Origin of the sequence: Alteromonas naphthalenivorans, from assembly GCF_000213655.1 — a bacterium.
GTDB lineage: Bacteria > Pseudomonadota > Gammaproteobacteria > Enterobacterales > Alteromonadaceae > Alteromonas > Alteromonas naphthalenivorans.
In genome coordinates, this window is sequence record NC_015554.1 from 334184 (window position 1) to 354834 (window position 20651).

Sequence of the window (20651 nt, forward strand, 5' to 3'; positions counted from 1 at the left end):
CTCCTTATTCAGAACCTGCAATAGGTGTTTTAAGGTAAGGGAACGACGCATCTGTCATGCTTGCATCAATTGGCGCACCATCAGTGAATGGAACATTACCTACACTGGCATCTTCTTCTGTACATAACCCAAGAGCAGTATCTTCACCATTCACTGGAATGGGGTAACATAATCGGCCCATCACAACACGAAGGGCAATATCTACCACATCATCGCCAGGTCTTCTTCCGTTCGGGAAGCCCGCTAAATCGTCGCCTGCTACACCGAATGCAGATTGGTCGGCTGCAGGTGTTGCTGGAATGCCTGTATTTAAGCGAAGCATTTCAGACGCCGTTACCGTTGCCTGTTGGTTAACGCCAGGGAAGCCTGTTAAGAACGCAGCAACTAAATCATTTCTTGGGAAATTAGTTGGCGCTAACGTTTCTATTGATGTGCCTAACGTTGTGTTTACTGCATCTTTAAACAAGATGTTTAGTAATTCTGGTAGTGCAGGGTGAGTAACATAATCAGCGAACTGGCCGTCATCACTTGGGTGGGCACTAGAGAAGGTATCTTTATCGCCAATACCGATAACCAGTTCGTTAACTAATGGGCTACCTAAACGAGATACTTGCGTCATTGCACCGCCATTAACTTCTGGCGAATCAAAGGTAGCATCAGGGTTTAGGATACGTGCTTGTGGAAGGCTGGCTGTTGTCCAACTGCCCACTACGCCATTACCGTCGCCCGTAACACACGCTGATGGTACTTCTACAGAAATCGAAGTCACATTTTTATCTGCCAAGTCATCGTTGTCATCACTTTGCGTAATGCCGCCTGGGAAGCCATCGCCGTCTCCAGCGCCGGGTGAGCTGTCGCCTTCAACGGGCACATAATTCACCAAGTCGAAGGTTTTACCTAGGTTTACTACAAACGGGTCTTTACGTTGGCCTACAAATACCTTTGCCATGTCGTCACAGCCTGGTATTGAAAACGAATAAATAAAACTTTCAGCATAACGTGCGTATTCTGCTTCGCTGGTAAAGGTTTTATTACCAATGTAATCAAGTGGTTTGGTAAACATATCACCTGCACTTGGCGTCAGCGTAGTACGCTCGCCGCTTTGCATGTCGCCCGATACCATTGTTAAGCTATACATTTCTGAGAAGTTGGCTGCACTTTGATCGTCAGCACTAACAGGGCCAATGTTCTTTAATGGCACTTTCACCATTTTTTCTTCGCCGGCTGCGCCAATAGGTAATGCAATGCCTTCGTTTTCAGCGGCAAGCATAGATTGAAACTCAAAAACGAAACTAATGTCTTCAACTGCATCGCCATCGCTGTCGATATGAATAGTATATTGCGCGTTTGGATCCATGGCGAAATAATTAGGGCCGCCATAGGCATCTTGCAGTGGAATGTAATTTGCGATGAAAGTAACGTAGCCCTCACGCCCTTCTTCGTAGCTATTAAATGCGTAAAAGTCGGTACTGTCTAAAGCTGGATGACGTGTAATGTTAGGCGCTTCTCGGTGACTTGAAGCCACTGCGCCTGCGGCAATAAGTGCGCAAGAAACTGCAACTACTGAACGTTTAATCGAAATCATATTATGTCTCTTAGTGAGTGAGTTCATAAAGCCAAACGATTCGGATGTGCAGTTGGATGCAAAATAATTTACTTTTTTTTAAAATATTTTTTTCAAACACTAAAAAGCCGGCTTGAATGCCGGCTTTCAAAAGTACTTTTTTAGAAATGTCTTCTCTATTACACAGAAACCAGCGGCGCTATATATAACACTTCAGTAGGTGCGCCGGTTTTTGAGCCGCCTGGCGCTTCTAAGCTTACGGCTAGTGCCGCGATGCTACCGTTGAGTAATATGGCATTAGTAGCAAAGTGCTCAAAGCCCGATTCAGGCAACAAGCCCAATGAAATAGGCGCTTCTCCATTTTCAGGTACCATCCATAGCTCGTAGTCTTTATCGGTCGTAGCAGCAAATGCACTGGTCACTTTTACATCCATAGTGGATTCAGAAATCTCTATTACCCATAACGGCGCATTGTCGGCGTTATTAAACACCGCAACATGTGAAATTTCTTCGTCGGCTACTGGCATCATCACGACGAGAAGTACCGCAAATATCATTGCAGCAGCGGTAGACAGAAAGGAGAGATAACGCCATCTAGCCTGCTTTGCTTGTTCAAATTCAACAACGTTCGACACTGGTTTTGTTGAATTGCCATGATCAAGACGATGCTGAATTTGTTCCCACACCGCATGGGGAGGCTCTACAGGGGTAATACCGTCAGAAAAGCCTACCAAGTATTCTTCCCATTTGGCGGTAGTTTCACCTACGATTTGGTACTGCATCAATAATTTTTGATAGCGCAGACGTGCTTTGCCACGCAAGGTACCCACCACATACTCGGCCGCGAGTGCGTTTAACCGTTCTTCTTTCAAATAATTCATAATGACAAACACCTTTGCAAGCTTTGAAGGCCACGTCTAATCCAGCTTTTGATAGTGCCCAGAGGCGACGACAAATGGTTCACAACTTCTTGATGGGAAAGTCCGTTTACATACGCTAACTGTATTGCTTGGCGTTGGGAGTGGTCCAATTCATCCAAGCATTCCGCTAATTTATCTTGCTCGGTATTCATCCGAACGGGGGTAGAAGACTCATCCAATTGAGGCGCTTCGTTATCTAGTGATACTTCATTTCTCACATTGTGATAGCGCATCAAATCTAATGCACGGTAGCGAGCAATACTGACCATCCAAGTCAGCACAGTACCTTTACCTCTTTGGTAACTGCCTGCGTTATGCCATATTTTGATAAAAGCATCTTGGGTAGCTTCGTCGGCCAGTTCCGGCCGCTTCAAAAGCTTTAACACCACAGCATACAGTTGAGGGCTAGTTAATTTATATAGCTCAGCAAAAGCGGCTTTATTGCCATTCGCTGTTTCACACAGTAGGGGAAACAAGGTTTCATGTTCCATAAAGTATCCTTCTTTACCGAGCCATACATGGCATTTAGAAATTAAATGGCCTTAAGCTTCGGAACTCTGATCAGGGCATAGACACAAGAATTTTTCGATCGATTGTTTGTGTTTACATGTTATTAAACGTTTGCCGTCTGTAATTAGATGCAAAAAGTATAAATATTCTTTGTGCTCTACACCTTACACGCTATTTCTAACCGGTTATAGCTTAGCAATTCACAATACTAAGTATTAAAACTAGCCCTGTTTCCGTATCGGTTATTTATGCCTTGTCAGGGTTGTGGCACACTAGCGCGGTATTGAACTGTATCGGAAGTATTTTGAACAAAAGTCACAACAAAGCGTCACGTGCTGCACGCAATGCAAAAAAAGCGAATAAGCGTGAAAAACTCACCGAAAATGAAGCTGTCGAGTTAACCTCTTCTTCTGAACGTGCAGGGTTTATTCGTCGTTTAGCTGCCATGATTTACGATACATTAGTTGCCGTTGCGGTGGGGATGTGTGCTGCTATGGTGGTAATAGTGACGCTTATTGTGTTGCTTTCAAATGGTATATTGGATTTGCAAGGCTACGAGCAGCCCGCTGAATTAATTCAAGCATCTACTGGGTATAAGTTACTGATTCAAGTATGGGTTGGTTTGTGGGTGGTTGGTTTCTTTTTATGGTTTTGGAAGCGAGGTGGGCAAACCTTGGGAATGCGTGCATGGAGACTTCGTATTTTCAGCACCGTAGATGCACCTATGACATGGCCGCGATTGCTTATTCGTTTGGTGGCCTCACTAGGTGGCTTAGGTACGCTATTGGTGCTGTTTGATTTTAAGCACAAGCAGTCATTGCAAGATAGATTGGCGCAAACCCAAGTGCTCAAATTGACTAAAGAAAGTAACGATCATAAAAGCTGGTAAGCAAAAGCGCTAATACCAATAAGAAAGGGAAGCTAAGCTTCCCTTTTTTGTATCCAGTGTTGAAGCGGCAGAGCCTAGTGCGTCTGAAGATTCAACCAAACGCTTAATTCAAGCGACTCAATAGATGACTCAAAATACGCTACTTTCTCAGCATGATGGCGGCGATGGCCGCGAACAATAAGCTGGGAAGTAAAGCGCCTAAAAACGGTGGAATTTGATATACCAAGCTAAGTGGGCCAAACACTTCATTTAAAATGAAGAAGCCAAAGCCGGTCAGTACGCCCATGATCACCCGGGCACCCATAGTAACACTGCGCAGCGGGCCAAAGATGAACGACAAGGCCATTAATAGCATTACCCCTACCGACACAGGTTGTAATATTTTGCGCCACAGTGCCAATTCGTAGCGTGATGGATCTTGTCCGTTATTGGCTAAGTAGCCCACATAGTCTAGCAAACCAGAAATAGATAGAGCTTCAGGTTTTACGGCAACAATACCCAACTTATCTGGCGTTAATGTCGAGTTCCATTGCATACTTTTTTCGTTATCTAACGTTACCGCGGTTTCACTAAAACGCGTAACGTCCACATCACTTAAACGCCACTCACTGCCATCGAAATTACCCGATTTAGCATAGGTAATACTTTCAAGTGAAAGGTCGTCGTTAAAATCAAAAATATTAATATCTTTTAGTGAATCACGACTTAACACTTCGCCAATACTCACGAAGTGTTCGCCATCTTTAGCCCAAACCAATTGCTCTGAAGAGAATAAGCTTCCGCCTGAAATGGCCTCTGTGCGAATTTCTTTGGCTTTAGATTCACTGAAGGGGGTGACCCATTCACCCACAGCCATGACCAATAGAATCATGATAGTGGCAGACTTCATGGTAGAGACAATTATGTTCCATCTACTCATGCCTGCTGCTTGCATAACAACAAGCTCACTGTTGCTGGCAAGTACACCCATACCGATTAACCCGCCCAGAAGGGTTGCCATGGGGAAAAACTGTTCTAAATCTCTTGGTAAGCTAAGCACGACATAAAGGAACGCCACCATCATGTCGTAGTCGCCTTCACCCACTTTACGCAGTTGCTCTACGAATTTAATCAGTGCGCTTAAGCCAATAAGGACCGATAGAGTAACAGTTACCGTACCTAACAGCGTGCGAGCAATATATAAATCGAGGATTTTAAACATCTATTTTTTCCCCAATATCCAGGCCCTAAATTGGGTACCTGTTTTTCTGTCTCGCACAATCAAGGCAACACCAATTATCAGCATGATGGTATGCACCCACCACAACCCAAGTTGAGGGGGGATTTTGCCGTCTTCTAATACCCGTCTGCTGGCTAATAACAATAAGAAGTAGCCAAGATAGAGCAGTATAGCCGGAAACATTTTTCCAAATCGGCCTTGGCGGGGATCTACCGCGCTCAATGGCACCGCAATAAGAATCAAGAAGGGCAGTGAAAGAGGAATAGCGATACGCCATTGTAACTCTGCACGGGCTTCTATCGATTCGTCACCCCATAATTCAGTAGTAGGTAAAACGCTAACCTTGCGTCTTGCTTCCTCTGCAGGCTTATCTGCTATTTGAATTTGGTATTCATCGAATTCTACCTTGCGGTAGCTTTTTTGCGACTGCTGACCTTCGTACTGCACCCCTTGTTTTAACACCAAGTTTCGGGTGCCATCAGGGTTACTGGCTACTTGCCCTGTTTGCGCGTAAACCACTTGAACCTGATTTTCACCATTTTCAGTTTTATTTTGCGATAAAAACACGCGGCGCAATTGGTCGTCCGTATCAATGTCGTGAACAAAAATAACCGCTTTGGCATTACCGGTTTGTTGGAATCGACCAGGAATAATGGCAGAAAGGCCAGCTTCGTTTCGGGCTTTTTCCCTAAGTTGGTACTCGTTTTCAGCCGCCATAGGGGCAAAATAGAGGGTAATCGCCCCCGTAACTATCATAATGAGTACTGAGAGAAACAACATCACTCGGGTGATGTACCACTCACTGATACCGCATGCGCGCATGACAGTCATTTCGCTGTCTACATACAGTCGCCCATGGGCCAGCATAATGCCTAAATAAGCGCTTATAGGCAGCACGAGTGATGCGAGAATAGGGGCGTATAGCCCAAGAAAGCCAAGTACTAGTCCTGCTGGTATATCGCCGTCTGAGGCATCACCAAGTACACGTACAAATCTAAGGGTGACAAATATCGCCATTAGAATGAAAAATATGGCTAACTGAGACTTAAGGGTTTCCTTAAGCAAATAGCGGAATATCAACATCTCAGTCCTACCGGAAACTTTGGAATTTTAGTGAAAGAAACCACAATTTTGAGTAAACTTACCGTTTTTACAAGTTTTGCCTGCAATCATAAAATTAATTGCATGGTGTGGCGAAGCAAAATTGACATAATTTACGTCAACATTGAGTCATTCGCAGCTAGCATGCAAGTATGGCTGCGTATTAAAACATAAAGCAGCGCGAAACGTTATGTGAATTTAGTCAGCATGCAAATCTTAAACGACGAAAAACGAGGTGATATCGTGGAGTTTAGTGTAAAAAGTGGCAGTCCGGAAAAACAACGCAGTGCCTGTATTGTTGTCGGGGTCTTCGAGCCGCGCCGCCTTACCGCGGTGGCTGAACAACTAGACGAAATCAGTGAAGGCTATATTAGCAACTTATTACGCCGCGGCGACCTAGAAGGTAAAGCCGGGCAAATGCTATTGCTGCACCATGTACCGAATGTACTGAGTGAGCGCGTATTACTAGTTGGTTGCGGAAAAGAGCGCGAACTTGATGAACGCCAATACAAGCAAATTATTGCCAAAACCATTACTACCCTGAACGAAACGGGCTCGATGGAAGCGGTGTGTTTCTTAACGGAATTACACGTTAAAGGTCGCGACACTTATTGGAAAGTGCGTCAAGCCGTAGAAGCTACCGAAGATTCTTTGTATACCTTCTTGCAACTTAAAACCAAGAAAGGTGAACCACGTCGTCCGTTGCGTAAAATCGTATTTAACGTACCTACACGTCGCGAACTCACCGTGGGTGAGCGTGCAGTAGAGCATGGGCTAGCCATTTCTCGCGGCGCCAAAGTTACCAAAGATGTGGCTAACATGCCGCCAAACATTTGTAACCCTGCTTACCTGTGGGAACAAGCCCAGTCTTTAGCCAGCCAGTACGACAGCGTGAGCGCTGAAGTTGTAGATGAAACCCAAATGGCTGAACTGGGCATGCAAGCCTATTTAGCCGTAGGCCGTGGTTCTGCAAACGAAAGTATGATGAGTATTATGCACCACCGTGGTGGTCCAGCCGATCAAGCACCTATTGTGCTGGTGGGTAAAGGGCTTACCTTCGACTCAGGTGGTATTTCAATTAAGCCTGGCGAAGCCATGGATGAGATGAAATATGACATGGGCGGTGCAGCTGGTGTGCTAGGTACTATGCACACAATTGCAGCGCTAAACCTGCCTATAAACATTATTGGTGTGCTAGCCGGCTGTGAAAACATGCCAGATGGTACGGCTTATCGCCCAGGTGATATCTTAACCACCATGTCGGGGCAAACGGTTGAAGTATTAAATACGGATGCAGAAGGACGCTTGGTACTGTGTGATGCGTTAACCTACGTTGAGCGCTACGAGCCTGAGCTGGTGATTGACGTGGCTACCTTAACCGGTGCCGTCATTATCGCGCTTGGCCACCATGCAACCGGTGTAATGAGCACACATAACCCGCTTGCCCATGAACTGCTAAATGCATCTGAACAAAGTTCAGATCGCGCATGGCGTTTGCCAGTGTGGGATGATTACCAAGAACAGCTTGAAAGCCCGTTTGCTGATATGACTAACTTAGGTGGTCGTCCGGCAGGCAGTATAACGGCAGCGTGTTTCTTGTCTCGTTTCACCAAGAAATATAATTGGGCGCACTTAGATATTGCCGGTACTGCATGGCGCAGTGGCAAGAACAAAGGTGCAACAGGGCGACCTGTTCCTATGTTATCGCAGTTCTTAATGAACCGCGCTGGCACCAAGTTAGAGGACTAACGCACGATGCCTCAAGTCGTGTTTTATCAACTGAGCGCAGGCGACACCAGTGTGGCGTCTCGCGCGAGCGAACTTATTGCAGATGCTTTTGCCAACAAGCAAAAGATAAGCGTGTTATGCGATACGCAAAAGCAAGCCGAAGAAGTTGATGAATTTTTATGGCAATTGCCAGCCAATCGCTTTGTACCCCACAACCTATATGGTGAAGGGCCACAAAGCGGCACACCGGTGGAAATTTGTTGGCAACCCGAGCAGGTTGCCCGCCGTCAAATGGTGGTTAACGTTGGTTCGGGCATGGTGCCTTCGCCAAATCAACATCGCCAAATTATCGATTTTGTTCCCGTAGATGACGAAGCCAAACAGGCTGCGCGGGTGCGATATAAGAACTACCAGCAAGCCGGATGTAATATGCAGTTTAAGAAAACTGCATAGTGAGCACATCAGAATCGGGCTTCACAACGAGAGTAAGTAATGGATAAAACCTTCGAACCACAGTCCATTGAGCAGCAATGCTATGAAAAATGGGAAAATTCGGGCCTTTTTAAAGCATCGGGCAGCGGCGATCCGTATTGTATTTTGCTTCCACCGCCAAATGTTACCGGAAGCCTTCATATGGGGCACGGTTTTCAACAAACTATAATGGATGCCTTAACCCGCTATCGCCGCATGAAAGGTGACAACACCTTATGGCAAGTGGGCACCGACCACGCGGGTATTGCTACCCAAATGGTGGTAGAACGCCAATTAAATGCAGAAGGCAAGACTCGTCATGACTTAGGTCGTGAAGACTTCATTAAAAAAGTCTGGGAATGGAAAGAGCACAGTGGCGGCACTATTACAGGGCAAATGCGTCGGTTAGGCACATCACCTGATTGGTCTCGTGAAGTGTTCACCATGGACGACAAGTTGTCTGATGCTGTAACTGAAACCTTTGTGAAGCTTCATGAAGAAGGCTTAATCTATCGCGGTAAGCGTTTGGTTAACTGGGATCCTGTACTGCACACCGCAGTGTCAGATTTAGAAGTCCTAAACGAGGAAGAAGATGGCCACATGTGGCACATGCGCTACCCACTTGCTGATGGCAGTGGTGAGCTAGTGGTTGCTACTACTCGTCCAGAAACCATGCTAGGTGATACCGCTGTTGCGGTACATCCTGATGACGAACGTTATCAAGCTTATATTGGTAAAGATATTAAGCTGCCTATTACTGGCCGTTTAATTCCGGTTATTGCCGATGATTATGTGGATCAAGAATTCGGTACCGGCTGCGTTAAAATTACGCCAGCTCACGACTTTAACGATTACGATATGGGTAAGCGCCACAGCCTACCGATGATCAATATCTTAACTGACGACGCGAAAATTAACGATGAGTCGCCAGAAGCTTATCGCGGCTTAGACCGTTTCGACGCTCGTAAGCAAATTGTGGCCGACTTAGACGCCCAAGGCGCATTAGTTAAAATTGAACCACATAAGCTTAAAGTACCTCGCGGCGACAGAACCGGCGCGGTCATTGAACCTTACCTTACTGACCAATGGTATGTTGCGGTTGAGTCACTGGCTAAGCCTGCTATTGAAGCGGTTGAAAGCGGCGAGATTCGTTTTGTACCAGAAAACTGGAACAAAACCTATTACCAGTGGATGCACAACATCCAAGATTGGTGTATTTCGCGTCAGTTGTGGTGGGGACACCGCATTCCTGCATGGTATGACGACAACGGCAACATTTACGTGGGTCGTACTGAAGCAGAAGTTCGCGCTAAAAACAGTTTGAGCGACGATATTGCCCTTCGCCAAGATGACGACGTACTTGATACCTGGTTCTCATCTGCACTATGGCCGTTCGCGACCATGGGCTGGCCTGAAAAAACGCCTGAACTAGAAACCTTCTTGCCTTCATCGGTATTGGTAACTGGCTTCGATATCATTTTCTTCTGGGTAGCCAGAATGATCATGATGACGAAGAAGTTCACAGGCCAAATTCCGTTTAAAGATATTTATATTACCGGTCTCATCCGCGATGAGAACGGCGATAAAATGTCTAAGTCAAAAGGGAACGTACTTGACCCTATCGACCTTATTGACGGTATCGACCTAGAAACGCTAGTGAAAAAGCGTACTTCAGGCATGATGCAGCCAAAGCTAGCTGAAAAGATTGAGAAGCGAACGCGTAAGCAGTTCCCAGATGGTATTCACGCCTATGGTACCGACGCACTTCGTTTTACTTTTGCTGCCATGGCGTCAACCAGCCGTGATATCAACTTTGATATGGCGCGAGTAGAAGGCTACCGTAACTTTTGTAACAAGATTTGGAATGCATCACGTTTTGTACTGATGAATGCTGAAGAGCACGATACAGGCCGTGATGGTGGCGAAATGGTATTAAGTATTGCCGATCGCTGGATTTGGGCTAAGTTCCAACAAACCCTTGTTGAGTTTGAAAAAGCGTTAGAAGACTACCGTTTCGACATTGCTGCGCATATTGTTTACGAGTTTACCTGGAACCAGTTCTGCGATTGGTACTTAGAACTGACTAAACCTGTGCTTAGCAATGAAGCCAGCAGTGAAGCTGAGAAGCGTGGTACACGTCATACGTTAATTAACGTACTAGAAAACTTGCTACGTTTGTTGCACCCGTTAATGCCATTTATTACCGATACGATTTGGCAGCGTGTTGTGCCATTAAGTGCGCTACAGGTTGAAGAGAATGCCAGCATTATGGTGCAAGCATTCCCAGTACAAGATGCCGCTAAACAAGATGAGCAAGTACTTGCCGATATTGAGTGGGTGAAGAAATTCATCGTAGGTATTCGTAATATTCGCGGCGAAATGGATATTTCTCCAAACAAACCGCTTAATGCCTTACTTAAAAACGTAAGCGCTGAAGATAGCCGCCGTTTAGAGGCCGCTAAAGCCTTCTTAGATAAGTTATCTAAGCTTGAAACAGTGACCATCCTTAAAGACGGTGAAGAAGCACCAGCGAGCGCTACGGCACTGGTGGGTGAAATGGAAATTCTTATTCCTATGGCGGGTCTTATCGACAAAGATGCCGAGCTTGCTCGTATCACGAAAGCCATGGATAAAGTGGATAAAGACGTTTCACGTACACGCGGAAAGTTGAGTAATGATAAGTTTGTAAGCAACGCCCCAGACGCGGTGATTGAGAAAGAACGCGCTAAGCTGGAAGAAGGTGAAAAGCAGCTTGAGAAGTTAAAAGCTCAATACGAAACTATTGCGGCGTTATAAGTTTGTTGTAGCAGGGTTTTGACTGGTTTGTAGCTGCCTTAAAAGAGCTACTTTATAAGTCAGATCTAACAAGCGATTTGAAAAAGGGTTGTCGAAAGACAACTCTTTTTTTTGCTAAAAATCGTGCATTGGTGGCACAGGAATAAAGCGCTGCGCTTGTTAATGGTTCATGTAACGCTTTAACATATCCACCAAGGCTTTGCGTTTAATTGGCTTAGTGAGATAGTCGTTCATGCCTACATCGATAGCGCTCTGTTTGTCTTCTTTCATAGCATTAGCCGAGAGCCCGATAATGGGAAGGGTAGTAAAGCCCGCTTTTCTTAAGGCTTTTGTTGCCTCATAACCATCCATTACGGGCATTTGTACATCCATTAATACTAAATCATAATGAGGGGCGTTTTCTATTTTGCGCACTGCCTGATTACCATCTTCCGCGATATCAAACGTAATCCCTAAGGTTTTGAGCATTTCACCGGTAACAATCTGATTTATGTTGTTATCTTCAACCAATAATACATGCCCTTCTAAGCTAATATCTTCAATGATATCCGCCTTTTTAGTCATGGTTTTTCGTGTTTCATTACTGACTACCATAGACATGAAATGTTCAAATTGTGCAGGCGTAAAGGGGTGCATAATAAGAGGGCCTTTCCACAGGCTGTTGTACTTATCTTGCAGCGCACTCCCTACGGTATCCATGATCAAACCAACATGGGTTCCTTGCTCTGCCAGTTCGTGTAACCAGCGGATATTGTCTTTAAATACACCAAAGCTGGGAATATCAACAATAAGGTGTTTAGGCAGAGAATCGAGGGATTGGGCGGCGTAAATGTCCATGATATTGGCTTGGCTAATTTGTACTATCGACTGGTAGATATCTGGTAGCAGAGGCGAAGAGGTTAAGTACACACTGGATGTGGGCAACTGAGGCGTAAGGTCAAAAATACCAGGCTGATTCTTAAATACACGAAGGGGCAAGGATATTGTAAAGGTACTGCCTTTTCCTTCTACTGAAGTAGCTGATAGTGAGCCACCCATCAAGTCGGTGAGTTGTTTTACAATGGTTAAACCCAGACCGGTTCCACCGTACTTGCGGTTGGTCGCGTCATCCGCTTGAGTAAAGGGGTTAAAAATACGAGCAAGTTGCCGCTCACTCATTCCAATACCCGAATCTTCAATATTCATTGTTAGGGAGAGCAAATTACCTTTATCGTTAATGCTGCCATCAAACCGAATGCAAATTTGCCCTTGCTCGGTAAACTTCACCGCATTGCTTCCAATATTCATGATGATTTGCGCAATACGTAGCGGATCGCCAATAACTTGAGGCGGTATGGATGGTGACACGATAAAGCGAACAACTAAGTTTTTCTCTTTGGCTTTAAGCGCAATAACAGCAATGAGATTGTCGAATAAAGAATGAAGGGAAAAACTGACTTCTTCAATTTTAAGTTTGCCGGCTTCAATTTTTGAGAAGTCTAAAATATCATTGATAACACTCATTAAAATCTGGCTTGAATAGGCCGCTTTATCAAGATAACCGCTGACAATATCAGGCACTGGGTGTTGCTGAGCGAGTTCTATCAAGCCAATAATACCATTCATGGGCGTACGAATTTCATGGCTCATATTGGCTAAGAAAATACTCTTCGAGGCTGTCGCTCGCTCGGCTTTTATTTTACTTTCAGTCAGTTCTGAGTTTAAAGATTCCAATCTGCCATTCAGACCACGGGCTTCTGATAATAAGATTTCTGTTTGCTTGTTTTTATCACTAAATACATGGGCGGCTCGAGCAAGGTTTCCAATTTCATCGTTGCGGCTGTTGCCTGGAATACTCGAAATGTTTTGGCCTTCAGATAATCGATTGAATACGTGGGTTATGGTGCGAATAGGGCCTAAAATACGATAGGCGGTAAATATGGCGGCGATGACCGCAAGTAGAATGGCGACCAGTGAAAATATCTCACCATTACGTTGTGTTTCTTGCGCTACCAAATAGGTGTTGTGAGTAATAGATTCGGTTTTCGAAGTTACTTGATTAGCAAGTTCGCCGCTTAAATATAAAAACTCATTCGCTGAACCGGCCATAACCACATTAACCAAAAACAAATTCCCTTGGGTAATTTGTGTTAGCTTAAATAAGTCAGCTTCGGCCTTTTCAAGTAACTCATTCACTTGGCTATGAAGTGTATGATTGTTCATGGTAACCGCTTTAATGGCAGTAATTGCTTCATTGAATTGCGTGATTAACGCCATATCAGGCTTCATCAAATAGCGAAGGATTGCATTTTCCGCTTTAGCAATGTGGAAGTTAAGTTTATCAATGGTACTTTGAGGAAGCGCGAAGTCTTCATTGGCAGTATCAAATAGCCGCTTAATCGCCAGTAAATCTGACAATGATCCATCAATGATTAAGTCGTCTTTTCTAGAGCGTGCATCAATAACTTGGCGAAAATTTTCTTGGTAGGCACTAAGGTGCTTATGCATACGAGACAGCACATAGGTATCGTCAATCTCACCACTTTGGGTAACAGGATCGGCAAGCTCATCTAGCCTTTTATTGATAGAGAGCATCAACCTTTCAAAACGTGTTACCGCAGATTGGCTCGCATTTTCTTTGTAGATGAGCACATTCCGCTGTAGGTCGATAACATCTCTTTCGAGTTCTTTTACTATTCCCACATCAACCACAGCACGACTCGATGCCGCCATGCCGCTGCTTAATACAGATTGGTTTTCTCTAGCAATATACCCTTGTACTAAGAGCAGGGCGACTAAAGCAATTAATACGAGAATAAGTTGCGTTCGAATCGATGACAGCATAGCTATTATTGTGCCTTTGACTTAACCAATTGGGTTAAGACGTAATAAATTCATACCATTTTTGGAGGCTATATTCGTAGGTTGGCATGACAGTATTCCATACTGCGATGTTACTAAACCTATCTTCATAGCTTCCACCTGAGCGCTGTTCACCTTTTTGAACACTAACCTTACCTGCCGGGCCTTTTAGATTTTCGCTTGCAGGTAACCCTTTGTACCAATAATCCCATTCGGCTTGCGATAAATATTTTGCAGAACGCTCTGGATTAGATATGTAATAACCCTGACGAGCAATAAATGCCCCGGGCCAGCCTGACAGCCACCAATTCATATATTCATAAGCCACATCTTTACTTCTTCCTTGTGAAGCTGACGATAAACACATTACACCATGCCAACCTCGGTAACCTTCCTTCGGCGCAGCAAATTTAACGGGAATGTTTTGGCTGTTTAACGCCGATACCGCAGGAGAGAACATGCTCTCTATAGAGACGCGTTGGCTTTTCATAAATTGCACAGATTCAGGCACTGATGTCCAAAAGCCACTGAAGTGATTTAACTGGGATAACTCAATAAGAATACTGAATAAGTTATCCAGCTCTTGTGTGGTCATTGCCCCTATATCTTCAAATGTAATGTAGCCCTTTGCTTGTGCCGCTAGGGCTAAATCGAAAAGTCCAATGGTGGGATCATTTACAATCCCCACTTTGCCAGACAACCGACTATCGAGTAGCCATCCCCAGCTTTCTTCTTGGTTTTTGAGTTGTTCAGGAAATTGAGACGTATTGTAGCCAAATGAGTCTACGTTGTGCACATAGGGAAGAAAGCTAATGGTGTCTGTATGTTCTATCCCTAAACTGCCATCAGCTTGGACATTAATAATCTTATGGGGGGCATCACCAGCGCCTAAGCGAGCGGCTTCAGTTACTTTCCCTGTTTTGGTTAAATCGTTTATTTCATCCCAATAGGTAAGCTTTTTCTTTTCGATAGGCTGAATAGCTTTCGAGCGCCACAAAACATTAATACTGTTTGACCACTGTTCATACAAATCAAAAGCACCAGGATTCATTGACGCTCTTTGCAGTACGGTTGCACTTCCACCAGGCTGAAATTGGATATTAATGCCTAAATCAGCCATTGCGTGTTGACGAATTTCTTCTTGTAGCGTGACATGGGTACCCATGACCCTTAACGTTGGTGTTGGCTTACCTATTGCAAAAGGCGCTACTCCGGCAGTGACGCCAGCGGTTACTCCCAGCGCAGCGGCTCCTTTAATAAAACTACGCCGAGGGCGAGAAGATAAACGTTGGCTGGGTGGCATTAGAACGATTCCAGTTGTTCTTTATAGTATTTTTATTCTGGCATCGATTTTAGATATTTACCAAGTTATTTGTCTTCGCAAGCGAAGCTTTATACCAAAGAATGATAAAAATGAATTCATCATACTCGTTGAGGTTATGCCACTAATTGACTAAATTGGATTCGGTTTTATCTTTCATCACCAAGCTAACCCGGTTTCTCCCTTCTCGTTTAGCGCGGTACAGCGCTTCATCAGCTATGCTTACCATTTCTTTTGTTTCGCTGGGGTTTACCCCGCTTACATAATAAGCGCCAATGCTAATAGTTACGTCATAACCCTTTAAGGCAGGAAGCGAGCTTGAAATTAGCTCAACCCGCTTTCTGAGTCGCTCAAGAATGTCTATGGCTTCGTGGGAGCCGGGCAATACCATACAAAAAGCAAACTCTTCTCCACCAACACGGCCTATGCCATCTTCTTGACGAAAAAATTGTTTCATCGACTTTGCAACAGCCACTAGTACATCGTCACCAAACGCATGCCCGAAGGTATCATTGAGCTTTTTGAAATGGTCAACATCGGCAATGCCGATTAATAGAGAATAGCCGTGACGGTGAGCAAAGTGCGTAGATTTATCTAATGCCTCTTCAAAGGCACGCCGATTTGGAATGTCGGTGAGGGGGTCGAAATAAGCCAGTTTTTCAAGTTTCACATTAACGTTCCGAAGCTCTCTGGTACGTTGATTTACCAAGTCTTCTAAATTTTCACGAATACTCTTTAGCTCAAAATTACGATTATTCAGTTGCTCGGCGTGGAACTTAACGGCACTTACGTCTCGCTCGACCGAAGCGAAGTGGGTGACCTCATCCAGCTGATTTTTCAGTGGGAAGATACTCATTTCAACCCAATAGGGGGTACCTGTTTTAGTATAATTAAGCAGTGTTTCCGTTATTGGCTTGTTCTCAGCAAGCGCACAGTGGATACGAGAGGTGGATTCTTTGTCTGTAAGCGTACCTTGAAAAATTCGTGGCGTTTCACCAATTAACTCTTCTCTAGAATATCCCGTAAGCTTACAAATGGCATCGTTCACGTAAATGATTTTTGGTGATAAAGGCCCCTCGATTGATTTCGCCTCGGTAACAATAATCATATCTTGTGCGCTTTGCACAATATCGAGGAATGAAAACGCTGCAATTTTTTCGGTGATTTCGGTAAAGTAAACCACCACAAAACCTGCACCCTCAGACTTTTCCGGATAAGCACTGACACTTAACCAACAGATCTCCCCGCTGTCCTCATTGACTAAGCCAATAATTTCATCAGTAATCGAAACATTTAGCGATGTCACTTTGTTTACCGGATATTCGTCGGGATGCAGGCGGCGATTTTGCCTGTCTACCAACTCCCATCCATCTTCTACCAGATGTCGGTTTTGTAAACGTTCAAGTGACGTTTTAAAAAGTTTCATAGCAGCAGGGTTCACGTAAACAATCTGCGAATCCCAAGAATGTATCACTACGCCAATATGCGCATGTTCCAAAAGGTTGATCAGGTTTACATTTTCAATTTTCATCGCACGTATACCATCTAGACTTAACATATCGATGTGGCTGCCAATCGGTAGCCACTTTCGTAAGTCATTATGCGGTCAAATCATATTGCATAATGCTTATTTTTTGTTCTACTACTTTAGTGTAGTGATAAAAGAATAAAACGCCGCGTTCAATGAAAGTCTTTTTAGTGAACTGTAAAGTGTTAGTGTCGAACTACTCTGCGCGCCACTAGAGTAAGGGCGATGAATAGTAAACCGAAGATAGTCGTACTGCCGCCGTGTTCCTCAACCACTATGACCGTGTCTTCGTAGATATACTCATGGTTATCACTTTCTAAACTTAGGTAAGCAAGGTCGGCATCACAATAGCCGTCAGAATAAGCGACCAGTTGCTCGGAATAGGCATCATATAGCTCGATGAGCACATCATAGTCTGCAGCGGGAAAGCCTGAAAGCAGACGACTTTCTACCACAAATGAATCTGAGGAATCTTCACCATACAGTACAAATTCAGAGGTAACATGAATGGCTTCATAGCGATCGTTTCTACCTAAGTAAATAACCCCATAGACAAGGGCACTGTCGTAAACGGTATCTGCATCAAACTCAACGGTAAATTCGGAATAATATCCGTCATAATCGATATCAGTGTCTAAAGATACCCAACTGTCATAAATCCAGTAATCAGGCAATAGTGTGGTTGATTGTGCTTCGGCATAGGATTTACTCGTGCCGCTAAAAAGGCTTTCACGTTTCGCTTTTTTCTCAGCCAGTGAAGATGATTCCAATACGCTAGTTTGGGTCTCATTACCGTTTTCAGTATCGTTAATAGCACTGGTAAAGGCATTCTTGGTAGTCGCGTTTATTGCAGCCTGCGTGGACGTTTCAGTAGGGGAGTAAACGGCGCCGTAGCGATATTCTGTTGATTCAACAGAAACTGTGTCACTTGATAGCGCTTGTTCGGCGTATGAAGTATTGATAAACGAGCAGGGTAATAGTGCTAATAAACAGAACTTAGCAAGAGGTTGAATGGGTGATTTCATTGTTAACATCCTTTCTAATCAAAATAACAGGTGCCATTGTTGATTAGATAAGATGAACAAAAACTGAAGCCACCCTTAATGTAGTATTGAGTAAAGAGATTAGTCTGTCAGAATCAATCTTCTAGGTAGTCGTCTTCGTACTCATCTTCATCATCGCCGCGGGGCATGAAATACGTACCCCAGCCGTCGTATTGAACGTCTTGTTTGTCAGCAATTTTAAGTAGGGTATCGGAATCAGCATTGAGTTTTGCAAGGTCTAACGCTCGTTCAATGATAGCATCGAAACAAAAAATTGTGCCACCATCATCAAGCATTAACTCTTCTGCGTCAGTCACTTCAAAACCCGCTTTGAACGTATCAACCGCCGCTTTTTCTAGCTTGTCGAAGTCGTTACTCGCAAAGTGATGCTCAATGGTGTATTCAGCATCGGCCTGGCTACCGTCTTCTAGTAGCGCTTCTATGGTCTCCTCATTAAAGGAATACCATTCTTCTCGTTCATCAAACTGACTCATAAAGCAAAACCTCAATCATTTTTCGCAAGTTTACCTGCTTTTTTCCATTTCAGCGACTTCAGCATCCAACTCAGTTATCTTGTTTTTCATCTGGTCGTTGAAATACTGCATCCAGGCTTTAAGTGGCTTGTCGTCGGTAAGGGCTTCAGGTGCACTAATATCGATAAGTACTACGCCATTGTCCCACCGATTCCACTTTACTTTATTGTGTAGATTACTCGCAGTAACCATGACGATGGGTTCCTTGGTGGTTTTCGCCAGCCTGAAAGCACCTTGTTTAAAAGGCAATAAACCGCGTCCATAGCTTCGCGTTCCTTCAGGGAAGAACCATACAGAGGTACGCTTCTTAGCAATACGGTTGGCTGCAATATCTAATGTGTTACGGGCTTTGCCTGAATTTTTCCGGTCGATGAGAATATTGCCTGACAGCCAATAAATTTGACCGAAAATTGGGATCCACTTTAGGCTTTTCTTACCAATAGTGACAACGCCGGGTAATGCGGCTTTACAAATAGTCATTACGTCGTAGCTATTTTGATGATTCGCAATAAATACGTAGGGCTCTTTTATGTCTACCGCTGAATCTTTTCGCACAATCACCTTTAAACCCATTACGTAAGACATTAACGAATAAAGTTTACCCGCCGTATGTACGTTATCTTTGTGAAAAGGACGAAAAATGCATACCGCCAAAAGGGCTATATTGACGAGTAAAAAGGTGAGTAACAGCGCGGGAACGCGTAGTAAAGCTATCAAAGTGACTCCTGAATATAAATGACGCGCGAAGTATAAAGTAAGTTTCAGCGTACACTTGTCCGATGAGTTATTATAGATGCTTTAGCGGTTCTGTTGCCATGGTATCGCAAGAAATACGTTCAAATTAGGCAAGTTAATCTAAAATACTTAACTTTAGTATGAGGTAACTTGGTCGATAGCATCTTACAATAAGAGAAAGTGAAACCTTATCCTCACCAACCCGGTATCCATAATGCAGACATTTGTACCTGACGACCTCGAAGAAGATATTCTTTGTGACTTAATGGAAGAAATTAATGAGCTTTACGAATCGAGTGAGCAGACATTAATAGAATTAGAGCTTCGTCCAGAAGACAATGAACTGCAACGTGCGTTGTTCCGATCAATTCATACTATTAAAGGCGACCTTGGGTTAGTGAATTTCTCACCCATGATCCCCTTGCTTCAGCATGTAGAAGACTTACTCGATTACTTACGTAAAGGACAGGTGTCGTATACCAGCACCATGAGTGACTTGGTGTTACTTACCATGGATAGGGTTAAGGCATTTGTAGAAGCTGTTATGGCTGAAGGAAAAGCCGAATATGACGATACCTTGCACCAACAGTTGGTCATGGCGATAAGCCGAATTACACCGGATAATGGCGATGAACATGAGAAACGTCTTACCGAGGCTGTATTATTACTCAACCCCGCCTTAGACGTAATAACCGACGACAGTAACCCTGAAAATATTCAAATAAAACCGCCTACGCTGGCAACGTCGGGTATACCCAAAGACATGAGTAATGAAAAGAAATTGGATGTTCTTTTCTTTCGTGATCTTATGCAAACCATCGAGAAGCGCTCGAAATTTTGGGTAGGCAGAGGGGATAGGGTTGCTAAGTTAGCGTTGTATATTAATAGTACCGCAGGCAAACCTATTGATGAATCTCAGCTAGCCGTAGCCAGTTATGTACATGATTTCGGTATGGCATTTATGCCACTAAAGCTTTTGCATAAAAGCGAGGCGTTAACCGATATAGAATTCAACTTAATGCGTTCCCATGTGTATAAAAGCTCCCGCTTGCTTGAACACTTAGACCAATGGGATTTGGCCCGTAAAATAGTGATGCAGCACCATGAGCGTACTGATGGCACCGGTTACCCATTAGGCCTTAAAGAAGATGATATTTGTGATGGGGCCAAGTTACTTGCCATTGTTGATACTTATGATGCGATGACACATTCTCGTGCCCACAATGATGAAAAACAACTATCTAAGAAAGAGGCAGTTATTGAAATTAACCGCAGTGCTAAAGGGCAATTTAGCATGCAGTGGGTAAGGTTGTTCAACCAGGCGATGACAAGTTTGTTGAAAAAAGGCGGCTAGCCTCCGATTAGTAACGAACCTATTTCTTGTTTTCAACAAGCATAGAAAAGCCCGCTATTTCACAATGAATAAAGCGGGCTTTTGTGTATTAGCAGGCC

17 protein-coding genes are annotated in these 20651 nt (G+C 44.1%); 6 read left to right on the forward strand and 11 right to left on the reverse strand.

What is annotated here, in order from left to right:
• Positions 1 to 4 precede the first annotated feature (4 nt).
• The 3 genes from AMBT_RS01400 to AMBT_RS01410 form a co-directional block, all read right to left on the reverse strand.
• Positions 5 to 1585 carry a DUF4331 domain-containing protein gene (locus AMBT_RS01400; protein ID WP_013782772.1) on the reverse strand — a complete coding sequence of 527 codons (1581 nt, stop codon included), beginning with the start codon at positions 1583 to 1585 and terminating at the stop codon, positions 5 to 7.
• Between the two features lie 158 nt (positions 1586 to 1743).
• Positions 1744 to 2445 (reverse strand): anti-sigma factor, encoded by a 702-nt coding sequence (locus AMBT_RS01405; protein ID WP_013782773.1) that lies wholly within the window; start codon positions 2443 to 2445, stop codon positions 1744 to 1746.
• Entirely contained in the window at positions 2442 to 2975 is a 534-nt protein-coding gene (locus AMBT_RS01410) for a sigma-70 family RNA polymerase sigma factor (RefSeq protein WP_013782774.1), read from the reverse strand. The genes AMBT_RS01405 and AMBT_RS01410 overlap by 4 nt, the downstream gene beginning before the upstream one ends.
• Positions 2976 to 3439: 464 nt before the next feature.
• On the opposite strand from AMBT_RS01410, the gene AMBT_RS01415 reads away from it, so the two are divergent.
• Positions 3440 to 3883, forward strand: a complete 444-nt coding sequence (locus AMBT_RS01415) for an RDD family protein (protein WP_041452682.1) — start codon at positions 3440 to 3442, stop codon at positions 3881 to 3883.
• Between the two features lie 139 nt (positions 3884 to 4022).
• On the opposite strand, the gene lptG is transcribed toward AMBT_RS01415, so the two are convergent.
• Together lptG and lptF are read right to left on the reverse strand one after the other, a co-directional pair.
• Positions 4023 to 5084 carry an LPS export ABC transporter permease LptG gene (gene lptG, locus AMBT_RS01420; RefSeq protein ID WP_013782776.1) on the reverse strand — a complete coding sequence of 354 codons (1062 nt, stop codon included), beginning with the start codon at positions 5082 to 5084 and terminating at the stop codon, positions 4023 to 4025.
• On the reverse strand, positions 5085 to 6185 hold the full coding sequence (gene lptF / locus AMBT_RS01425) for an LPS export ABC transporter permease LptF (RefSeq protein ID WP_013782777.1): 1101 nt from the start codon (positions 6183 to 6185) through the stop codon (positions 5085 to 5087).
• 261 nt (positions 6186 to 6446) lie between these two features.
• Here lptF and pepA point away from each other — a divergent pair, with 261 nt between their 5' ends.
• From pepA to AMBT_RS01440, 3 genes are read left to right on the forward strand one after another with little or no spacing between them, the layout of a single operon-like run.
• Complete coding sequence (pepA, locus tag AMBT_RS01430) at positions 6447 to 7952, forward strand: leucyl aminopeptidase (protein WP_013782779.1); 1506 nt, start codon at positions 6447 to 6449, stop codon at positions 7950 to 7952.
• A gap of 6 nt (positions 7953 to 7958) precedes the next feature.
• Complete coding sequence (locus AMBT_RS01435; RefSeq protein ID WP_013782780.1) at positions 7959 to 8384, forward strand: DNA polymerase III subunit chi; 426 nt, start codon at positions 7959 to 7961, stop codon at positions 8382 to 8384.
• A gap of 39 nt (positions 8385 to 8423) precedes the next feature.
• Complete coding sequence (locus AMBT_RS01440) at positions 8424 to 11198, forward strand: valine--tRNA ligase (protein ID WP_013782781.1); 2775 nt, start codon at positions 8424 to 8426, stop codon at positions 11196 to 11198.
• 159 nt (positions 11199 to 11357) lie between these two features.
• Here AMBT_RS01440 and AMBT_RS01445 read toward each other — a convergent pair whose 3' ends face one another.
• Both AMBT_RS01445 and AMBT_RS01450 read right to left on the reverse strand, forming a co-directional pair.
• Positions 11358 to 14021: an ATP-binding protein gene (locus AMBT_RS01445; RefSeq protein WP_013782782.1), complete on the reverse strand. Its 2664-nt coding sequence runs from the start codon at positions 14019 to 14021 to the stop codon at positions 11358 to 11360.
• 34 nt (positions 14022 to 14055) lie between these two features.
• Entirely contained in the window at positions 14056 to 15297 is a 1242-nt protein-coding gene (locus AMBT_RS01450; RefSeq protein WP_232363216.1) for an ABC transporter substrate-binding protein, read from the reverse strand.
• Here AMBT_RS01450 and AMBT_RS22785 point away from each other — a divergent pair.
• A complete protein-coding gene (locus AMBT_RS22785; RefSeq protein WP_013782784.1) occupies positions 15203 to 15496 on the forward strand; it encodes a hypothetical protein in 294 nt (97 codons plus the stop codon). The two genes, AMBT_RS01450 and AMBT_RS22785, sit on opposite strands and share 95 nt — an antisense overlap.
• Here the strand turns inward: AMBT_RS22785 and AMBT_RS01455 are convergent.
• The 4 genes from AMBT_RS01455 to AMBT_RS01470 all read right to left on the reverse strand — a co-directional run bounded on the left by AMBT_RS01455 (position 15485) and on the right by AMBT_RS01470 (position 19181).
• Positions 15485 to 16891, reverse strand: coding sequence for a sensor domain-containing diguanylate cyclase (locus tag AMBT_RS01455; protein ID WP_013782785.1), 1407 nt, complete (start codon positions 16889 to 16891; stop codon positions 15485 to 15487). The genes AMBT_RS22785 and AMBT_RS01455 overlap by 12 nt on opposite strands.
• Positions 16892 to 17073: 182 nt before the next feature.
• Positions 17074 to 17913: a choice-of-anchor H family protein gene (locus AMBT_RS01460; protein ID WP_013782786.1), complete on the reverse strand. Its 840-nt coding sequence runs from the start codon at positions 17911 to 17913 to the stop codon at positions 17074 to 17076.
• A 113-nt stretch (positions 17914 to 18026) separates the two neighbouring features.
• A complete protein-coding gene (rraB, locus tag AMBT_RS01465; RefSeq protein WP_013782787.1) occupies positions 18027 to 18425 on the reverse strand; it encodes a ribonuclease E inhibitor RraB in 399 nt (132 codons plus the stop codon).
• A 30-nt stretch (positions 18426 to 18455) separates the two neighbouring features.
• Positions 18456 to 19181 (reverse strand): 1-acylglycerol-3-phosphate O-acyltransferase, encoded by a 726-nt coding sequence (locus tag AMBT_RS01470; protein ID WP_013782788.1) that lies wholly within the window; start codon positions 19179 to 19181, stop codon positions 18456 to 18458.
• Positions 19182 to 19413: 232 nt separating this feature from the next.
• On the opposite strand from AMBT_RS01470, the gene AMBT_RS01475 reads away from it, so the two are divergent.
• Positions 19414 to 20553: an HD domain-containing phosphohydrolase gene (locus tag AMBT_RS01475; protein WP_013782789.1), complete on the forward strand. Its 1140-nt coding sequence runs from the start codon at positions 19414 to 19416 to the stop codon at positions 20551 to 20553.
• Positions 20554 to 20651 lie beyond the last annotated feature (98 nt).